Here is an 18,522-nt window from a genome sequence, read left to right on the forward strand (position 1 = left end):
GACAGTGCAACATCCACGATTTGACCGACTTCGACCGACAAGGAGACGCAACATGACTTCGATTCCCGCCACCGTGCAGCCGGCCGTGCGGCAGTCGCTCGAGCGCTGGCACGCGATGGTCGCCGCGCGCGACATGACGGCGCTCGCCGACATCGCCGATCCGAACGCGGTGTTCCGTTCGCCGATCGCGCATTCGGCCTACGCGGGCGCGCCCGCGCTCGTGCTCGCGATCGGCACGGTCGTCAACGTGTTCAACGATTTCGTCTATCACCGCCAGCTCGTGACCGACGACGGCCTGAGCGTCGTGCTCGAATTCAGCGCGCGGGTGGGCGACAAGCAGTTGAAGGGCATCGACCTGATCCGCTTCGACGAGGCCGGCAAGATCGTCGAGTTCGAGGTGATGGTGCGCCCGGCAAGCGGCCTGCAGGCGCTCGGCGCCGAAATGGGCGCGCGCATCGGCGCGCGCCTGCCCGAATTCAAAGCGAATGTGTAAACGACAAGCGAATAAAAATAGAAATAGAGATTTTCGCTTGATAAAACACGAATAGCGCTTTCAGGCTAAATGTTAAGGTTGCATTGCTCTAAACTCCGAAACAGGTCGCGCGGTCGTTGTGCCACGCACGCGTGACGATCCTTTTTATCGATGATTCTCAAATGATGTCGCGGATCGTTTTGTTTCGTTTTGAATAAGCGACGGCCGTGTTTCACGGCGTAGCGGAACACCGATATTCCGATCGTGCTCCAGCGAGCGCGTGTGCCACGCGCGCCGCCCGGCGGCGTTGCGCATACCGGCATGCAGTGATCGATCAAGCAGTGGAGGGGACTGTTTCGTCCGCTCGCCTATTTGCGCGTGCGGCGAAAGCGTATATGCGGACAAAAAAAATGCCAATCGGAGGCCAGATGACCTGCTTCGTTGACCAATTGAAGTTGATTTTCGATCATTATCCGGGCCTCTGGGGCTGCCAGGACAGCGAGTCACGATTCATTCATGTCAACGATGCGTTCGCGAAAGTGGTCGGCGTGCGCGATCCGCGCGAGCTCGAGAACAAATCAGCGTTCGATCTGCCATGCGGATCGTCGAATTGTGCGGCCCAATTCCAGGCCCAGGACCGCGAGGTGCGCGAAACCGGCCGGGCGATCAAGGTGCTCGACATCCATCCGTACGCATCGGGTGTCTGGATGGCGTTCGTCTTCACGAAGATTCCGCTCGTCGACCGGAACGAGGAGATCGTCGGCACGATCTTCCATGCGACGGAGCTGTCGCAGATCGACATGATCACGCTCGGCCGCGTGATCGGCGATTCGTACGCGGGCAAGCGGATCGGCGGTCCCGTCGAGCAAGGCTCGTACCGGATCGATTCGCCGAAGGACGCGCGCGAGCTGACCGAGCGCGAGCGGCAGGTGTTGTTCTTCCTCGCGCGCAACAAGACGGCGAAGGACATTGCGAACATTCTCGGGCTGTCGGCGCGCACGATCGAGCAATACATGGAAAACCTGCGCTGCAAGTTCTCCGCGTCGAGCAAGAACGAATTGATCGATCTCGCCGCGGGCGCGGGCTATTGCAACCGGATTCCGCAGTCGCTGCTGCGCAACCAGCTATCGGTCGTGCTGGAACGCGGAGAGCCGCAGATGCGCGACGATGCGTGCCCGCCTGCGCTCATCGCGATGCTTTAGGGTTTGCTCACTGTTCGCGCAAGCCCGTGATTGCGTGAACAGCCCCTAGCCGAGCGCGCCGCCCGCGGCGCAAGCGAACGACGCATTGTCGCGCCGCCCGGCCTCGGGCGTCGGCTCCCAGGCGGCGGGCGCGACCGCGAGCAGCCGCTTCAGCTCGCTCACGATCGCATCCGCCGGTATGCCGCTCGATCGCGCGCCGTCGTGGCCGAGCCTCGGCATGATGTGCTGCACGCCGTCGTACCGCCAGCGGCACGCGTGCGGCTCGGCCGCCTGCAGCGCGCGCGCGAGGATCGACAGGTCGCGCCGCGGCCGGGGCGCCGCCGACACGCGCTCGACCCAACCCTCGTAGCGCTGATGCACGACGACGTCGCCGTGCGCGACGATCGCGAGCGTCGACAGCGGCGTGCGGTTGTGAAAGGCGATCGGCGACAGGCCGAAATAGCGCTGCGACGCGCATCCGCGCGGCGCGCGGGCGTCGGGCAGGCGAAACACCGCGAGATCGAGCGCCGGATGCTGCTCGAGCGTCGCGTCGGGGTGGTCGAGCAGCGCTTCCGTCGCCGCATGGTGCCGATCGGCGGCGCGCCACAGCTCGTCGGGCGGCGACGGCGCGTCGAGCAGGTCGCGCAGCGCGGGTAGCATCGCACGGAAGATCCGCGCGATGCGCGTGCCCTCGTCGCCGGGCGTGCCGATCTCGCGCGACGTGTGCGCGACGATGGCGTTCAGCGCGAACGCGAGCCGCCGCGCCGCATCCGAGCGGCCGCGCGCGAAATCGCCGAAGCGCGCGACATCGACAAGCAGCGCGTGGTGGCGCAGCGCATGGTCGGGCGCGACGAGGCCGTATACCGACGCGAGCCCGTCGAGATCGAAGTGATCGGTCGTCACATGGCGCACGTCGGGATCGTCGGTCATCTCGGGCGCGAAGCGCAGCACGCTCTCGGTCGACAGGTTCGCCTTGTAGCGCGCGGGCGTGCGGTTCGCCGGCCAGTGCGACAGCGTGAGCCGCGTGGCCGCGTTGTGCGTCGCGTCCGCCGAGATGTTCGGCACGTCGCGCGCATGCTCGAACGGCAGGAACGCGAGCCGGCAGCCGGGCGAAAGGCGGACGGCGTCCGTTCGCGGCTGCGGCGCGGCCGTCGACGACGGCCGCTCGAACCCGCCCGGGTGCGCGAGCGCGGCGGCGAGGCGGGCGGCGTCGGTCGCGGCGTCGCGCAGCGCGAGTTCGCCATGACCGCCGAAATCGTAGTGGAGCGTGCCGAGATTGCTGCGCCGCAGGTCGTAAGGATTGCCGTCGTGCGTGAGCGCACCGTCGCCCGCGATCAGATTTTGCAGGTCGATGAACCGATTGTCGCGGATCGCGACGATGCGGCCCGCGAGCAGCCGCAGCTCGAAGCCGTCGAGCCGGGCCGCGACGTCGTCGTCGAACTGCACGGCGTGATCGCCGTCGTGGAGGGGAAGCAGGGTGGTCATCGCAGGGATTCCGTCAAATCAGGGTGTCGTACCGAGGTGGAACAGCAGATAGGCGGCGATCGACCAGACGACGAGCGCGATGTGCGTCAGTTGCAGGCCTTCCTGGCGTATCCAGTAGCCGTACCACAGCCCACCGAGCAGCAGCACGAGCGCGCATGCGGCGAAGCCGGCCACGCCGGCGTCGAGCCACGGCAGCGCGGCCGCGTGCGGCGCCGCCGTCGCGAGCAGCAGCCGGACGCCGCCCCACATCGCGATCGCGGTGAACGCCTGCAACAGCACGATGATCGCGAGCGCGGCGCGGTGCAGCGCGCGAGAAGCCGTCGCGCGGCGCAGCAGCGGCGTGTCGACGGGGGGACCCTGCTTCAGCAGCGCCATGCCCATCGTGCGGCCGACGGTGTTCGTCGTCGCGGCGAACGTCTGCACGTTGTTGATCGTGACGATCGTCGCCCACCCGGCGATCGCGAACGCGTGCAGGGTCTTGAACAGATCGACGCCGGTCAGCGGGATCATCGTGCGCCCCCTTTCGCCGGACGCGGCCGGACGATGCGCGCCCCGTTCGGCGCATGCGCGGCGCTCATCGGATGCGCACGCGACGCGCGACGACCGCGGCGAGCACGGGCGCCGCCGCGAACACCGCGAATAGCCACGCGGCCGCATGCTGCGCGCCGGCGAGGCCGCCCGGCTCCGAGAAGCCCGCGAGGTTCGCGACGAGGCCCGCGAGCGCGGAGCCGATCGCGGTCGCGTAGAGCTGGACGGTCGTGATCGACGTCGACGCGAGGTCTTCCTGGCCCGCCGGCGCGTTCGTCAGCACCTGCGTGAGCAGGTGCGGCCAGCCGACGCCGATGCCGACGCCCACCGCCGCGAGCGCCGCGCACAGCGCCGCGAGACCGGGGCCGCCGGCAAGCAGATGCTGCGGGGGCACGACGATCGCGAGCGCGACGAGTGCGATCGTGACGACGAGCGGGCCGCCGCGCACGAGCGCCTTTGCGGCGCTCGCGCCGCGCCCGGAACTGAACAGCGAGCCGACGGTCCAGCCCGCCGCCATCAGCGCGGTCAGATACCCGGCGACGAGCGGCGGATAGCCGTGGATGATCTGCAGGAAATACGGCACGAAGATCTCGGTCGTCATCCCGATCACGAGCAGGCTCATGCATGCGTAGATCGCGCCGAGCGGCGCGCGCACGTCGTATGCGCCCGTCGGCAGCAGCCGGATCGTCGCGCTGCGCTCGACGCGCGCGATCAGCAGCGCGATCGCGAGGCCGGCGGCGACGCCCGCGACGTTCGCGACGATCTCCTTCGACAGGCTCGCGACCGACACGACGAGCACCGACACCGCGAGCAGCAGGATCTTGCCGATCGCTGGCCGCGCGGCCAGCGCGCCCGACGCCTCGCGCGCGGGCAACTGGACGATCACGATCAGCGCGAGCACGGCGGCGACGGGCACGAGCGCGACGAACGCGAACCGCCACGTGCCCGACTGCGCGAAGACCCCGCCGATCGCGGGTCCGCACAGCGTCGCGACGCCCCACATGCCGGACACCATCGCCATCGCCCGCGACCACAGCCGCTCGTCGAACACGATGCGGATCAGCGCGTAGCTGAGCGCGAACAGGATGCCGCCGCCGAAGCCTTGCGCGGCGCGGCCGGCGAGCATCCACGGCATGTCCTTCGCGAGCGCGCACGCGAGCGTGCCCGCGCAGAACACGACGAGCGCGACGAGATACGCGGCGCGCGGACCGAACCGGCTCAGCACGTTCGCGGACAGCGGCGCGCCGATGATCGAGGCGGCCATGAACAGCGTGGTGTTCCATGCGTAATACTCGAGCCCGCCGATGTCGCGCACGACCGAAGGCAGGATCGTCGTCGCGATGTAGATGTTGATCGCGTGCAGCGCGACCCCGCCGGCCAGTGCGATCGAGCGCAAGCCGTTGCGGCCGGACAGCAGCTCTCCCCACGAAGGGGCGGTGATGGAACTCATGGACTACCTCGTCAGTTGCTGGGTTGGGTTTGTCAGGATGGCGACAGATGCTGCGAGATCAGTTGCGGATTGCTTTCGAGCATCTCGATCTCCGGCGAATAGACTTCGATCTCGAGCCCGTCGGGGTCCTGAAAGTAGAACGCGGTGCGCACGCGGTCGGGGCCCGCGTGATATCCGGGCGCGGGGCCGTTGCCCTTGACGATCCGGATGCCGCCGTCCGCCTCGACGAGCGCGGCGATCGTCTTCACGCCGTCCGGGTCCGCGCGCACGCCGAAGTGATAGCCGGGCGGGTAGGCGACGGCGTCTGCCTGCTCGATGAAGAAATCGAAGCCGTTCAGCTCCATTACAACCTTCTTCGGGCCGAGGTTGTAGCAGTACGACGCTCCGAAGATTCGGCGGTAGAAGTCGACTGACCGGTCGAGATCGCGCGCGAGGATGTTGATGTGGTTCACGCGCAGCTCGCGCGGCCGGCCTTGCTCGGGCGCGTCGCGCAGCCGGCGCCACATCTTGATGCACGCGGCGAACGTCGCGAAGCTCGCGAGCCAGTCGCGCGCGATGTCGGACGACGCGTCGGCTGTCTTCAGCGAGAGCGCGAGCGGATAGCAGAACGCGCCCGGAAGGCCTTCGCGCCAGATCGCGGGCGCTTCGCCTTCGTTGCCTGCCGCACCGATGCGGATCTGCGCGGCGGCCGCCCAGCCGGCCGGGCCGGCGCGCTCGGCGTGCGCCGCCGCGGCCGACGCCGAGCGCGACAGCACGAACACGCCGTCGGGCGCGGGGCCGTCGGCCTGCGGCGCGCGCAGCCGATAGCCAGCCGCCGCGCACTGCGCGGACAGCGTGTGCGTGATTCGCTGCGCATCGGCCGGGGAGGCGTCGAGATTGATCAGTTCGAAGACGAGCATGGTTAGACCTCGCTGGCGGAACGTTGACCGGTGAGCAGCGTGTAGCGGCCGATCGACCGCTCGCCGACGGCGAAGCCGTTGTCGCGCACGACGTTCGCGATCCACGGCGTCGGATGCAGTTCGCCGTGATTCGTGTTCACCATCATGTGCAGCGAGAAATCGGCGGACAGCGCGGGCGTCACGCGGTCGTCGTGCATCGTCATCGTGAGGATCAGCAGCGCGCCGCCGGGCTTCACGAGGCGCGCCGCGTGGTCGATCACCGCGCGGGCTTCCGGATCGTCGAAGTAGTGCAGGCAATCGTTGAGCATCACGACGTCCGCCGCGCCGCCCTCGAAATTGCGCGCATCGAGCAGGTTCTTCTCGAAGAACTCGACGCGCCCTACAAGGCCGTGCGCGTGGATCGTCTTGCGCGCGGCGTCGCGGGTCGTCGGCAGATCCCAGATCTCGCCCGTCAACTGCGGATGGCGGCGCAGCACCTGCGCGAGATACGTGCCGTGGCCGCCCGCGAGGTCGATCACGGTGCGCGCGCGCGCGAACACGCCGAGCTCGCTCACGACGTCGATCATCGGCTGGCTCAGTCGCACCATCGCGTCGTTGAACGCGTCGCGCGCGCGCGTGTCGTGCGCGAAGCGGCTTTCCTGCTGGAACGCGAGCGGCTTTTCGCTGCGCAGGATTTCGCCGAGGCGCGGCCAGTTGTCCCATTGAAGGTGCTGGTGCTCGACGATCGGGCCGATGTAGTCGGCGCTCGTCGTCGTCAGGTAGCGCGCGGTCAGCCCGGTGTTGCGGAACGCGGCGCCTTCCTTCGTCAGCAGGCCGAGCGCGACGAGCGCATGCAACAGGATCGCTGCCTTGCCCTCGACCATGCCGAAGCTCGCCGCGACTTCGGCCGGCGTGCGGTGCGTCTGCGTGAGGTCGAACAGCTTGTCGGCGACGGCGTAATGAAGGATCGCCGATTGCCGGTATTGATCAGACAGCTTCACCAGATCGACGACCGAAGTCAGTGCCGCCTTGTCTTCGGTCGACTCGTAGATGGTCTCGACTGCGGGTGCGTTCATTGAGGTCCTCGTTCGATGTGGTCCTGAAATAGGCCGGTGCGCGGCTTGCGCCGCGCGGCTATGGGTAGACGCTTGACTCGGGGCGCTCGGGCATGCGCGCGCGCCGGCGCAGCAGGACCCGCTGGCCGCAGCCGAGCGCGAGATGATGGAGCGGCCGCAGGCCCCAGCGGTGCGCGACGCCGTCGACCGACGCGGCGAGCCACGGCGCAGGCGCAGGCGCGCCGCAGCGCGACGGGTGCACGTACAGCAGCAGCTCGTCGGCGAGATCGCTGTCGAACAACGCGTCGCACAGCGCGGGATCGGCATCGACGAACAGCTCGTTGACGCCTTGCGCGGCGAGGCGCGCGAAGGCGTCGGGCAGGCGCAGGTCGGCGTCCGGATCGGCCGATGCGCGGGGGCGCCTCGCGTCGTCGACGCGCGCGTTTTCGCAAGGGGCGACGGTGGGCGCACCTTCATCTTCGCGATGGAGCGCGAGCGTGGGCACGTCGTCCGTCGTCGCGCTCGCCGCGGCGAGCGCCGCGCAGTCGCGTGCGCGGACGACGTAGCGCGGCGCGGCGCCGCTTCGCCCGGCGGCGCGGATCGCGTCGTGCGCGTGCGAGAGCACGACCGAGCTGCGCGCGCGCCAATGCCGGATGTCGTCGCGCGATTCGGATCGCATCGCGTCGAGCACCGTCCGATCGATCGCGTCGAGCGGCCGGTCGATCGACACGGTCAGCTTCGCGCGCGTCCACGGCCGGCCGCGCTCGATCCGGCTGAAAAAGCCGATGTTCAGCTCGCGCGCCTGCGCTTCCAGCAGCCCTTGCTCGACGACGATGCCCGCGCCGGCGAGGCGCGCGATTCCGCGTCCCGCGACCTGCTCGAACGGATCGCGCGCGGCGATCACGACGCGCGCGACGCCCGCCGCGACGAGCGCGTTCGCGCACGGCGGCGTCCTGCCGAAATGCGCGCACGGCTCGAGCGTCACGTAGGCGGTCGCGCCGCGTGCGCGCTCGCCCGCTTCGCTCAGCGCGTGCACTTCCGCGTGCGGCTCGCCCGCGCGCCGGTGCCAGCCGGTGCCGAGCGTCTGCCCGCCGCGCGCGATCACGCAACCGACGCGCGGATTCGGATGCGTCGTGTAGAGACCCTGTTCGGCGAGCCGCAGCGCATGGGCCATGTGCGCGCGGTCGATGTCGGAGAACGTGCTCATCGCCGGCGATCCGTCCGATCAGTCCGGTCCGCCGAAGGCGCGGCGCATGCCGCCCGCTTCGCACGGGGGCGGGCGAGGCGCGCCGGGGCGGGGCGCACGCGCCGGTTGGCGATCGATCCGGCGCTCATCGCGACTCCGCGAGCCGGAAGCCCATTGCGTAGATGTCGCGCTGATAGCGGCCGTGGCGGCGCGCGCAGCGCGCGAGATCGCCGAAGCGCGTGAAGCTGCCGCCGCGCGCGATCCGGTAGCTGCCCTGCGTGACGGCGAGGTCGTCGGCGATCGGCTCGCCGCCCGGATACGGTCGATAGTCGTCCGACACGTATTCCTCGACGTTGCCGGCAAGATCGTCGACGCCGAACGTGCTGCGGCCGAGCGGGAAGATGCCGACGGGCGTCGTCGACAGCGGCCCGGCCTCGACCGTGTTCGCCGCGCGCGGATCGAACGCGTCGCCCCACGGGTACTCGACGCCCGTGCCGCCCGACGCCGCGTATTCCCATTCGGCCTCGGTCGGCAGCCGGAAGCGCCGGCCGGTCGCTTCGCTCAGCCAGTCCGCATATGCGTCGGCGGCCTCGGCGGGCACCGACCAGACCGGATGGTTCGCGCGCTCGACCGGATAGACGCCGAACGTCCAGGCGCTCGGCAGCCAGCGTGCGCCCGTTTCCTCGAGGAACAGCCGGTATTCGAGGTTCGTGACGGGGTAGCGCATCACGCGGTACGCGGCGAGCTCGGCCGTATAGCGCGGGCATTCCTTCTCGATCCATTCGCCGGTCACGCCGACGCGCGCCCATTCTGCGATCACCTGCGGCACGCGCTCGGGCTCGGTGCCGAGCCGCGCCTGAGCGGCAGGCACGTCGCACATCTGCGGATCGAGCGGGCGGATGCGCGGGTCGCCCGCGAATCCGAGCAGCGTGCCCGCCGCATAGCGCCGCTCGAACGGCGCGTCGGCATCCTCTGCGATCGCGATCCACTGCGCGCTCGTCATGCGCAGCAAGTCGACGTGCGTCGAGAAGACCGTCGCGCTCGTGCGCGCGACGAACAAGTCGTCCGGCAGCGCCATTGCCGCGCGATCGCTGAGACGGTTCGGGTTATCGGCCAGCTTGAACGTCATGGGCATCCACTCGCGTCAGTCGGATCGGATTTGCGGACCGTCATCACCAGGTAGTGCAGGCCGGCTTTCGGCCGCGGCACCCGCTGGCTGCCGACGGGCGTGAAATGCGCGGCGCCCAGCAGTTCGGCGAGCTCGGGCTCGGTGAACTCGCGATAGAGGCGCTGCGCGTGATTCGCGTAGAGCCGGCCGGGGCCGTCGGATTCGAACACCGAGATCGTGAAGAGCCCGCCCGGCCGCAGCAGGGCGTGAATGCGCGCGAGGTACGCGCGATACGCGTCCGGATGCTGGTGATGCAGGCAGCCGTTGTCGAGCGCGCCGTCGAAGCGGGCCGCGCCTTCGAGCTCGGTCACGGGGCGCGCGACGAAGCGCACGCGCTCGCCCCAGCGCTGCGCGAGCTGCGCCCATTCGGGCGGCTCGACGAGGTCGACCGCCGTCACCCGGTGCCCGTGCTCGAGGAGGTACGCGGTGTCGCGGCCGCGGCCCGCGCCCGCGTCGAGGATGTCGGCGCTCGCGCCGAGATGCGCGTGCAGGATCGCGCTCGCCGGGCGCATCGCCGCCTCGTCGGTCCAGACGTCGCGGCCGTCGTGATAGCTCGACACGAAATCCGAGCGCAGCACCGCCGCGTATTCGCGCGGCGCCGCGAGCGGCCCGTCGACGGGCGCGATCGTGCGCTGCGCATCGATGTAGTGCGGTTCGGTGGCGCTCATGCGTGCTCCAGCGGGATGCGGTACACGTTGCCGTCGTACGAGCTCGCGACGAACGCGCGCGCGGCCGGATCGTACGCGAGCGACGACACGCCCGCCGTCGTCACGCGCGCGTCGATCGCCCAGCGCGCGCCGGTGCGATCGTAGACGGCGACGCGGCCGTTGTAGCTGCCCGTCGCGACATAGCGCCCGTCGGCACTCGCCGCGACGCACTTGATCGAGTGCGTGTGCGGCGTCGCGATCACGTCCGCGTGATGGTCCGGCGACCAGATCCGCAGCTTCAGGTCGCGGCTCACGGACGCGAAATAGCCTTCGCCGAGGCCCGCGCAGCCGTTCGCGATCTTGTCGTGCGCGTGCTTGAGCTCGAACACCGGCTCGAGCGTCGACGCGCGATACCAGCTTGCCGACGCGTCGGCCGCGACCGAGAAGATCAGGTCGCCGGAGATCGCGATGCCCTTGACCGCGTTCGCGTGCAGCGGCAGATCGGTCACATGCGTCGCCCGCGTGCCGTCGATGCGCAGCACGATGCCTTCGCCGGTGTACGCGCCGATCACCGCGTGCGCCGCGCCGTCGCGCGCGAACGCCACGCCGCAGTTCAGCGGCGACCGATGCTGATGCAGCTCGCGGCCGCTGCGCGCGTCGAACACCTTGCCGAGCTGGCCGCCCGTCACGATCAGCTCGCCCGCCGGCGTGAGGAAATTGCACAGGCTGCCCGTGCGCGCATGCTCGCGCTGCTCGACGCGCACGATGCCCGCGTCGCCGATCGTCCACAGATGGCCGTCGACGGGCTGCACCGCGTTCACGCCGTGCGTCGGCGGCAGCTCGGCCGCGTCCCAGCGCTCGGTCTTCCAGTTGTAGCGGCGGTAGCTCGAATGGAACGTCGAGAACACGATGTGCTCGTCGCCCTCGAACGAGCACGAGCGCGGCCACACCTCGGGCGGCAGCGCCGCGCCGCCGAGCGCCTGCGGCTCGCCGGCCGCGCCGATCTTCCAGAGCCGCATCGTGCGGTCATACGACAGCGACACGAGCAGGCCCCGGTCGCCGTCGAGCACGAGGCGCTTCACGCCCGCGTCGTGCGCGTCGATCGTCGCGCGCGCGCCGTCGGCGCCGATCGCGATGATCTCGCCTTCGTCGTTGCCCGCGAAAATGCGCCCGTCGGCGGCGATCGCGATCGTGTCGGTCTCGATGCCGTCGAGATCGATGTCGGCGACGAGGCCGTTCTTCGCGAGCGACCAGCGCTTGATCGTGCCGTCGTCGCTCGACGACACGATCTCGTCGGCGCCGCGCATCCATTCGACCGAGATCACGTCGGCGGTGTGGCCGCCGAACGTGTGCAGCAGCCTGCCGCCGAAATCGTAGACCCGCACGCGGTGATCGCGCGACGCGGTCGCGACGAGCGGCTTGTCCGGATGGAACACGCTCATCTCGACGTCGTCCTCCTGGTCGGCAAATACGGCGACGAGCCGCAGATCGGGCACGGTCCAGAGGCGGGCGCTGTAATCGGACGACGACGTGACGACGTACGCGCCGTCGGGCGAGAACGCCCCCTGGTTCGCGAGGTGGTCGTGCATCGCGCGGGCGAGCGGACGCTGGGTCTTCGCGTCCCACAGGATGACCTGGTTGTCGTAACCGGCCGTCAGGACGTACTGGTCGCGGTGCGCGGCAATCCCGCTGATCGGTGCGCGGTGAGTGATCATTGGAGTTCCTGGCTGAGGTTGATGGCGTGACGGTGGTGATCGATCTTCGCGCGCAGGTAGCCGTGGTTCGTGGTGTTGACGAACACCCCCGTCTGCCTCACGCGCCGAATCCGGATGCCGTGCCTTTCGATCTGCGAGACCTTGTCCGGGTTGTTGGTGACGAGCGAGATCTCGGTGACGCCGAGCGCCTGCAGCATTTGCGCGGCGACGCGGAAATCGCGCATGTCGTCGGGGAAGTTCAGCGCGCGGTTCGCGGCGAACGTGTCGAGGCCTTGCGCGATCTGCAGGCGGTACGCGTCGAGCTTGTTGTACAACCCGATGCCGCGGCCTTCCTGGCGCAGATAGAGCAGGATGCCGCCTTCGCGGCCGAACATCGCGACCGATTCGTCGAGCTGCTCGCCGCAATCGCAGCGCGCGGAGCCGAACACATCGCCCGTCAGGCACTCGGAATGCACGCGCACGAGCGGCGCGTCGGCGAGCGGCCCGAAAACGAGCGCGAGATGCTCGGCGCTGTCGCACAGGCCCTGGAACGTCACCATCTCGGGCTCGAACCGCTGTTGCGCGGTGCGCGGACGAATGGGGACCTTGACGCGCGTACGGACGGACGCGCTCAGCGTTGGGGGGATTCGACCATCGTTCATGCTGTGCCTCAAGGTTATTCAACATTGAGATACGCATCGCGAAGAACACGGAAGTCTTTTGGGATTGTTGTGTCGAATGCTTGAATCGATTTCCGGGTTGTTGCTGTCTCTCGGGTTCTAGGCGAGCTCTTGATTGGCTGCTGCGTCCGATTGTGCAAAAGCATCGCCGATTGTGCATCCGTACCGATTACGGTATCGCCGGTCATTTTCCGATCCGCTTTTCGATTCGTTTCCGATTCGTTTCCGATCCGCTTCATCGCCGCGCGGTTGGTTGCGCGCTCAACCAACTTCCGACGCCGCTCGCGATAACGTCGCCGGCGCGGCCGCCTTGCCATAGTCGACGGGCGCATCGGCCGGGCGCGGCGTCTCGCCCGCGCGCTCGATCCAGCCGCCGCCCAGCGCGCGATACAGATCGACGAGGTTCGTCCAGCGCGCGAGCCGCGCGCTGATCAGTTGCTGCTGCGCCGAGTACAGATCCGTCTGCGCGGTCAGCACCGACAGATAGCTGTCGACGCCGTTCTTGTAGCGCAGGTCCGACAGATCGTAGCGGCGCTGCTGCGCATGCTCGTTGCGCTCGAGCGCCGCGATCTGCTGATCGTACGTGCCGCGCGCGGCGAGCCCGTCCGACACCTCGCGGAACGCGCTCTGGATCGCCTTCTCGTAGTTCGCGATCTCGATGCGCTTCTGCACGTGCGCGAGATCGAGGTTCGCGATGTTCTGCCCGCCTTCGAAGATCGGCAGCGCGATGCTCGGCGCGAACGACCACGCCGCCGTGCCCGCCTTGAACAGGCCGCCGAGCGTCGGGCTCGCGGTGCCGAACGCGCCCGTGAGCGAGATCTTCGGGAAGAACGCCGCGCGCGCCGCGCCGATGTTCGCGTTCGCCGCGCGCAGCGTCTGCTCGGCCTGCATGATGTCGGGGCGCCGCGTCAGCAGATCGGACGGCAGCCCGGCCGGGATGTCCGTCAGCAGGTTCTGCGCGTTCAGCGGCAGGCCGGCCGGCAGATCGTCGGGCAGCGGCTCGCCGATCAGCAGCACGAGCGCGTTGAGCGCCTGCGCGCGCGCGCGCGCCTGCGCCTGCTGGTTCGCGAGCGCCGTCTCGACGACCGTCTGCGCCTGCCGCAGATCGAGCTCCGAGCCGGTGCCGTTGTCGAACTGCAGCTTCGTCAGGTCGTACGACGCGCGCGCCGTCTTCAGCGTGTTCTGCGTGATCTGCAGCAGGTCGTCGGTCGACAGCAGCGTCAGATACTGATCGGCGACTTGCGCGACGAGCGAGATCTCCGCCGCCTTGCGCGCCTGCGCGGTCGCGAAGTATTGCGCGAGCGCCTGGTCCTTCAGGCTCTGCACGCGGCCGAACAGGTCGAGCTCCCACGACGCGGACACGCCGACGTTGTAGGTCCGCGTGATGAGCGGCTGGCCCGTCGTCGACACGCCGGCCGGATAGCGCTGGATCGTGCCCGTGCCGGTGCCGTCGAGCGTCGGGAACAGGCCCGCGCGCGTGATCTGATACTGCGCGCGGGACGCCTCGACGTTCAGCACCGAGACGCGCAAATCGCGGTTGTTCTTCAGCGCGGTCTCGATCAGCCGCTGCAGGCGCGGATCGACGAAGAACTCGCGCCAGCCGATGTCGACGGCCGACTGGCCGTTCGCGCTGCGCGCGCCGGACGCGGCGCCCGGCTGCGCGGCGTAGACGCCGTCGGTCGGGAACGCGCCCGACACCGGCGCGGCCGGACGCTCGTAGCGCGGCGCGAGCGTGCAGCCCGCGGCGAGCAGGGCGACTGCGACGGCGGCTGCACGGACCGTCGTGCGTGCGATCGGAGCGGCAGCGAAGCCGCGTGCGCGGCGGTGACGACGGCGCGAGGCCGCGGCCCCATCGTGAGGAAAGCGATGCATCGTGTCGTTCATGGTTATCGAATGGCTGCGAGCAGTTGCGCGCGCTCGCTGCGCATCGCCGCGCCGTGATCCTTCGCGACGAACGTGTAGACGGTGGGGAGCACGAACAGCGTGAAGAGCGTGCCGACCAGCATGCCGGCCGACACCGTGATGCCGATCGCGAAGCGGCTCGCCGCGCCGGCGCCCGCGGCGAACACGAGCGGCACGAGGCCCGCGACCATCGCCGCTGTCGTCATCAGGATCGGCCGCAGCCGCACCGCCGCCGCGCGCTCGATCGCCGCGCGCCGGTCGAGCCCGTCGTGGCGCTGCAGATCGTTCGCGAAGCTGACCATCAGGATTCCGTGCTTCGAGATCAGCCCGATCAGCGTGACGAGCCCGATTTGCGTATAGATGTTGAGCGTCGCGAAGCCGAGGTAGAGCGGCGCGAGCGCGCCGCAGACCGACAGCGGCACCGAGACGAGGATCACGAGCGGATCGCGCAGGCTCTCGAACTGCGCGGCGAGCACGAGGAAGATCACGATCAGCGCGAAGCCGAACGTGACGGCGAGCCGGTTGCCTTCCTGCACGTACTGCCGCGATTCGCCGAGCCAGTCGATCGAGACGCCGGGCGGCAGCTTCTGCGCCTCGAGGAACGCGACCGCCTCGCCCATCGTCACGCCCGGCGCGGGCACGGCGGAAAACGTCGCCGCATTCATCTGGTTGAACTGGCTGAGCGCGTTCGCCTGACTGCCGTTCGTCACGTGGATCACCGTCGACAGCGGGATCATCTGGCCGGAACCCGTCTTCACGTAATAGCGGCTCAGCATCTCCGACGACAGCCGCTCGCCGCGCGACACCTGCGGAATCACGTCGTACGAGCGGCCCTTGAAGTTGAAGCGGTTCACGTAGTTCTCTCCAACGAGCACGGCGAGCGTATCGGCGATGTCCTTCATCGTCACGCCGAGCGTGTTCGCCTGATTGCGGTCGATCGTCACGCCGACCGCGCGGCTGTCGAACGTCAGGTCGCTGTCGACGACCGCGAAGAGGCCGCTCTTTTGCGCCGCCGCCTTGATCCGCTCCATTTGCGCGTAGAGATCCGCGAAGCTCGACGGCGCGCGCAGCACCATCTGGATCGGCAGCCCGCCGCTCGACGCGGGCAGCGCCGGGAGCTGGAACGCGAACACGCGGTCGCCGCGGATCTCGTCGCCGCGCGCCTGGATCAGCGCCTGCAGCGCCGACGCGCTGCGCGCGCGCCTGTCCCAGTCGACCAGGTTCACGCCGGCGAAGCCGAGATTGCTGCCGCCGTAGCTGTTCAGGATGAAGCTCGTGTCGGCTTCGGGCAGCGTGCGGAACACGCGCTCGATGTCGGGCGCGTAGCGCTCCATGTAGTCGAGGTTCGCGTACTGCGGCGCCTTCACCGCGACCATGATCGAGCCCTGGTCCTCCTGCGGCGCGAGCTCGCGCTTCACACCGGAGAAGAGCAGCATGATGCCCGCCAGCACGCCGGCGCCGATCAGCAGAATCGCGGGCCGCGCGGCGAGGCTCGCGCGCAGGCCGCGTCGATAGACGCGCGTGACGCGCTCGAGCGCGTGTTCGATCGCTTTCGCGACGCGGCCTTCGGACATCTTGCTCGTCAAGAGCAGCGAGCCGAGCATCGGCGACAGCGTGAGCGCGACGATCCCCGACACGAGCACCGCGCCCGCGAGCGTGAACGCGAACTCCTTGAAGAGCGAGCCGGTGAGGCCGCCCATCAGCCCGATCGGCGCGTAGACGGAAATCAGCGTGGCCATCATCACGAGCACGGGCGACGCGATCTCGCGCGCGCCGATCAGCGCCGCGCGCACGGGCGGCTCGCCTTCCTCGATGTGGCGGTGGATGTTCTCGACGACGACGATCGCATCGTCGACGACGAGCCCGATCGCGAGCACCATCGCGAGCAGCGTCAGCAGGTTCAGCGAGAAGCCCGCGGCAAGCATCAGCGCGGCCGAGCCGACGAGCGACAGCGGAATCGTCAGCACCGGGATGATCACCGCGCGAAACGAGCCGAGGAACAGGAAGATCACGACGACGACGATCGCGATCGCCTCGGCGAGCGTCGAGCGGACTTCGGCAATCGACGCGTTGACGAAGCGCGCGCCGTCGAACATGTTTGCGATCTGGATGCTCGCCGGCTTGTTGCGCTCCATCGCGGGCAGCACCGCGCCGACGCCGCGCACGATCTCGAGCGGATTGCCCGCGGGCGTCGCGTTGACCGCGATGTACACCGCGCGGCGGCCGTTCATCAGCGCGCTCGAGTTGTAGTTCTCGCCGCCGATCTCCGCGGTTGCGACGTCCTTCAGCCGCACGAGCCCGCCGCCGTTCGGCGCGTTTTTCACGACCATCTCGTTGAACGCGCCGACGTCGGTCAGATCGGTGTTCGCCGAGATGTCGGCGATCGTGAGCGAGCCCTTGACCTGGCCCGGCGCTGCCTGCACGTTGTTCGCGCGGATCGCCGCGGCGACGTCGCCCGCGGACAGCCCGTGCGCGGCGAGCCGCGTCGCGTCGAGCCAGACCCGCATCGCGAGGTTCTGGCCGCCGAGAATCTCGGCGGAGGCGACGCCCGGCACCGTCGTCACGAGCGGCTGCGCGACACGCACGACGTAATCGGTGATCTGCGGAATCGACAGCGTGTCGCTCGCGAAGCCGAGATACATCACCGCCGTCGGCGCGTCGGTGAGCTTCGTGATCACCGAATCGTACGCGTCGGCGGGCAGCTTGTACTTCACCTGCTGGACCTTGGCCATCACCTCGGTCATCGCGCGATCCGCGTTCGCGTTCAGGCGCAGCCGAGCCTTCACGACGCTCTTGCCCTGCGTCGTCGTCGACGTGATGTACTCGATGCCGTCGGCGGTCGCGATCGATTGCGCGATCGGCGTCGTCACGAAGCCCTGCATCAGGTCCTGCGACGCGCCGGGGTAATCGGTCTCGACGCTGATCGTCGCGCTCTCGAGCGCCGGATACTGGCGCACCGGCAGCGACATCAGCGCGCGCAGGCCGACGAGCAGGATCAGCAGGCTGAACACGAGCGACAGCACCGGGCGGCGGACGAACACGTCCGTGAAGCGCGCGCGCGCCGCGCCCGAATCGTGAGGTGCGCCGGCGTTCATTGCGCGGCTCCCGAGCCCGCGCCGTCGTCGAGCGCCACTTTCACCCTGTCGCCCGCCGCGAGCCGCACTTGGCCCGATGCGACGACGACGTCGCCCGGCCGCAGCCCGTCGGCGATCGCGATGCGGCCTTCGGCGCGCCGCCCGGTCCTCACCGGTTGCAGCCGCACGACGCCGAGCCCGTCGCGGCCCGGCTTGCCGACGACGAGCACCGATTCGCCGCGCTGCGACGTCTGCACCGCCGTGTCGGGCACCGTCAGCGCGCGCTCGCGCGGCGGCAATTCGAGCCGCGCCTGGATGTACATGCCCGGGCGCAGCAGATGATCGGGGTTCGCGAGCGTCGCCTGCACGGCGACGTTGCGCGTGTCGGCGCCGATTTGCGGCTCGATCGCGCTCACGCGCCCGATGAGCGCGCGATCCGGATACGCATCCGTCGTGATCGATACGTTCTGGCCGAGGCGCAACTGGCTCAGGTTCTTCTGCGGCACCGTGAAGTTCGCGTACAGCGTATCGAGATCAGTGAGCGTCGCGATCGCGTCGCCCGCGCTCAGATACTGGCCGAGGTTCACGCGGCGCAGGCCGAGCACGCCGTCGAACGGCGCGCGCACCGCCTTTTGCGTGATCACCGCTTGCGTCTCGCGGATGTCGGCCGCGGACGCGTCGAAATCGAAGCGGTGCTGATCGAAGATGTTGCGCGGCTCCGCGCCCGTCTGCGCGAGCGCCTGCGACCGGTCGAGCTGGCGCTTCGCGTACGCGGCCTTCGCCTGGATCGATGCGAGCTTCGCGCGCTCCGGCTCGTCGAAGAGCTGAACGATCAACTGCCCCTTGCGAACCGTCGCGCCGGCTTCGAAGTGCAGCGCGACGATTCGGCCGGCCACTTCGGGCGCGAGCGTCACCTGGCGGACCGCGTCGAGCGAGCCGACCGCGTCGAGTGTCACGCGCTCGGGCGCGGCGCGCACGGCGACGGCCGAAACCGTCAGCACGGTCGGGGGAGCGGGGGGATGATCGGCGGCCTGCACGCGGCTTTCCCGCCACAGGAACAACCCGCCGAAAATGAACGCCAACAGCGCCAATGCAAGCAATAGCCGACGGCCCATGGAAATC

The 18,522-nt window shown here is 69.2% G+C and carries 15 protein-coding genes and 1 pseudogene; 2 read left to right on the plus strand and 14 right to left on the minus strand.

The window, feature by feature from the left end:
• The first annotated feature begins 52 nt into the window (after nt 1-52).
• Entirely contained in the window at nt 53-493 is a 441-nt protein-coding gene (locus AQ610_RS24985; protein WP_006027190.1) for a nuclear transport factor 2 family protein, read from the plus strand.
• A gap of 407 nt (nt 494-900) precedes the next feature.
• Nucleotides 901-1,674 (plus strand): helix-turn-helix transcriptional regulator, encoded by a 774-nt coding sequence (locus tag AQ610_RS24990; protein WP_009915055.1) that lies wholly within the window; start codon nt 901-903, stop codon nt 1,672-1,674.
• 45 nt (nt 1,675-1,719) lie between these two features.
• Here the strand turns inward: AQ610_RS24990 and AQ610_RS24995 are convergent, their stop codons facing one another.
• The 14 genes and pseudogenes from AQ610_RS24995 to AQ610_RS25055 form a co-directional block, all read right to left on the minus strand.
• Nucleotides 1,720-3,138 (minus strand): DUF6687 family protein, encoded by a 1,419-nt coding sequence (locus AQ610_RS24995; protein WP_009915053.1) that lies wholly within the window; start codon nt 3,136-3,138, stop codon nt 1,720-1,722.
• 18 nt (nt 3,139-3,156) lie between these two features.
• A complete protein-coding gene (locus AQ610_RS25000; RefSeq protein ID WP_006027193.1) occupies nt 3,157-3,648 on the minus strand; it encodes a DUF2165 family protein in 492 nt (163 codons plus the stop codon).
• A gap of 64 nt (nt 3,649-3,712) precedes the next feature.
• Complete coding sequence (locus AQ610_RS25005; protein ID WP_009915051.1) at nt 3,713-5,116, minus strand: MFS transporter; 1,404 nt, start codon at nt 5,114-5,116, stop codon at nt 3,713-3,715.
• 32 nt (nt 5,117-5,148) lie between these two features.
• Nucleotides 5,149-6,015: a VOC family protein gene (locus tag AQ610_RS25010; protein WP_006027195.1), complete on the minus strand. Its 867-nt coding sequence runs from the start codon at nt 6,013-6,015 to the stop codon at nt 5,149-5,151.
• A 2-nt stretch (nt 6,016-6,017) separates the two neighbouring features.
• The gene (locus tag AQ610_RS25015) at nt 6,018-7,070 is read right to left on the minus strand and encodes a class I SAM-dependent methyltransferase (RefSeq protein WP_006027196.1); all 1,053 of its coding nucleotides are present in this window, start codon (nt 7,068-7,070) and stop codon (nt 6,018-6,020) included.
• 58 nt (nt 7,071-7,128) lie between these two features.
• Nucleotides 7,129-8,256, minus strand: a complete 1,128-nt coding sequence (gene ribD, locus AQ610_RS25020) for a bifunctional diaminohydroxyphosphoribosylaminopyrimidine deaminase/5-amino-6-(5-phosphoribosylamino)uracil reductase RibD (RefSeq protein WP_006027197.1) — start codon at nt 8,254-8,256, stop codon at nt 7,129-7,131.
• 124 nt (nt 8,257-8,380) lie between these two features.
• Nucleotides 8,381-9,364, minus strand: coding sequence for a formylglycine-generating enzyme family protein (locus AQ610_RS25025; RefSeq protein ID WP_006027198.1), 984 nt, complete (start codon nt 9,362-9,364; stop codon nt 8,381-8,383).
• A complete protein-coding gene (locus AQ610_RS25030; protein ID WP_006027199.1) occupies nt 9,361-10,071 on the minus strand; it encodes a 1,6-didemethyltoxoflavin N1-methyltransferase in 711 nt (236 codons plus the stop codon). Before AQ610_RS25030 ends, AQ610_RS25025 begins: the two co-directional genes overlap by 4 nt.
• Nucleotides 10,068-11,765 (minus strand): WD40 repeat domain-containing protein, encoded by a 1,698-nt coding sequence (locus tag AQ610_RS25035; RefSeq protein ID WP_006027200.1) that lies wholly within the window; start codon nt 11,763-11,765, stop codon nt 10,068-10,070. Before AQ610_RS25035 ends, AQ610_RS25030 begins: the two co-directional genes overlap by 4 nt.
• The gene (locus AQ610_RS25040) at nt 11,762-12,406 is read right to left on the minus strand and encodes a GTP cyclohydrolase II (protein ID WP_045554747.1); all 645 of its coding nucleotides are present in this window, start codon (nt 12,404-12,406) and stop codon (nt 11,762-11,764) included. Before AQ610_RS25040 ends, AQ610_RS25035 begins: the two co-directional genes overlap by 4 nt.
• A gap of 18 nt (nt 12,407-12,424) precedes the next feature.
• A pseudogene (locus tag AQ610_RS38430) lies at nt 12,425-12,741 on the minus strand (hypothetical protein).
• Nucleotides 12,686-14,308 carry an efflux RND transporter outer membrane subunit OprB gene (gene oprB, locus AQ610_RS25045; RefSeq protein ID WP_231749065.1) on the minus strand — a complete coding sequence of 541 codons (1,623 nt, stop codon included), beginning with the start codon at nt 14,306-14,308 and terminating at the stop codon, nt 12,686-12,688. Before oprB ends, AQ610_RS38430 begins: the two are co-directional and overlap by 56 nt.
• A 2-nt stretch (nt 14,309-14,310) precedes the next feature.
• On the minus strand, nt 14,311-17,421 hold the full coding sequence (locus AQ610_RS25050) for an efflux RND transporter permease subunit (RefSeq protein WP_006027204.1): 3,111 nt from the start codon (nt 17,419-17,421) through the stop codon (nt 14,311-14,313).
• On the minus strand, nt 17,418-18,515 hold the full coding sequence (locus AQ610_RS25055) for an efflux RND transporter periplasmic adaptor subunit (RefSeq protein WP_041861912.1): 1,098 nt from the start codon (nt 18,513-18,515) through the stop codon (nt 17,418-17,420). Before AQ610_RS25055 ends, AQ610_RS25050 begins: the two co-directional genes overlap by 4 nt.
• Between the last annotated feature and the right edge of the window lie 7 nt (nt 18,516-18,522).

The organism is Burkholderia humptydooensis, assembly GCF_001513745.1.
In the GTDB taxonomy this organism is placed as follows: domain Bacteria; phylum Pseudomonadota; class Gammaproteobacteria; order Burkholderiales; family Burkholderiaceae; genus Burkholderia; species Burkholderia humptydooensis.

Bases quoted from the DNA above. Each gene is read 5' to 3' on its own strand.
- oprB (WP_231749065.1), bottom strand. From the start codon at position 14,308: ATGAACGACACGATGCATCGCTTTCCTCACGATGGGGCCGCGGCCTCG.
- AQ610_RS25030 (WP_006027199.1), bottom strand. From the start codon at position 10,071: ATGAGCGCCACCGAACCGCACTACATCGATGCGCAGCGCACGATCGCG.
- AQ610_RS24990 (WP_009915055.1), top strand. From the start codon at position 901: ATGACCTGCTTCGTTGACCAATTGAAGTTGATTTTCGATCATTATCCG.
- AQ610_RS24995 (WP_009915053.1), bottom strand. From the start codon at position 3,138: ATGACCACCCTGCTTCCCCTCCACGACGGCGATCACGCCGTGCAGTTC.
- AQ610_RS24985 (WP_006027190.1), top strand. From the start codon at position 53: ATGACTTCGATTCCCGCCACCGTGCAGCCGGCCGTGCGGCAGTCGCTC.
- AQ610_RS25000 (WP_006027193.1), bottom strand. From the start codon at position 3,648: ATGATCCCGCTGACCGGCGTCGATCTGTTCAAGACCCTGCACGCGTTC.
- AQ610_RS25040 (WP_045554747.1), bottom strand. From the start codon at position 12,406: ATGAACGATGGTCGAATCCCCCCAACGCTGAGCGCGTCCGTCCGTACG.
- AQ610_RS25010 (WP_006027195.1), bottom strand. From the start codon at position 6,015: ATGCTCGTCTTCGAACTGATCAATCTCGACGCCTCCCCGGCCGATGCG.
- AQ610_RS25025 (WP_006027198.1), bottom strand. From the start codon at position 9,364: ATGACGTTCAAGCTGGCCGATAACCCGAACCGTCTCAGCGATCGCGCG.
- AQ610_RS25035 (WP_006027200.1), bottom strand. From the start codon at position 11,765: ATGATCACTCACCGCGCACCGATCAGCGGGATTGCCGCGCACCGCGAC.
- ribD (WP_006027197.1), bottom strand. From the start codon at position 8,256: ATGAGCACGTTCTCCGACATCGACCGCGCGCACATGGCCCATGCGCTG.
- AQ610_RS25005 (WP_009915051.1), bottom strand. From the start codon at position 5,116: ATGAGTTCCATCACCGCCCCTTCGTGGGGAGAGCTGCTGTCCGGCCGC.
- AQ610_RS25050 (WP_006027204.1), bottom strand. From the start codon at position 17,421: ATGAACGCCGGCGCACCTCACGATTCGGGCGCGGCGCGCGCGCGCTTC.
- AQ610_RS25055 (WP_041861912.1), bottom strand. From the start codon at position 18,515: ATGGGCCGTCGGCTATTGCTTGCATTGGCGCTGTTGGCGTTCATTTTC.
- AQ610_RS25015 (WP_006027196.1), bottom strand. From the start codon at position 7,070: ATGAACGCACCCGCAGTCGAGACCATCTACGAGTCGACCGAAGACAAG.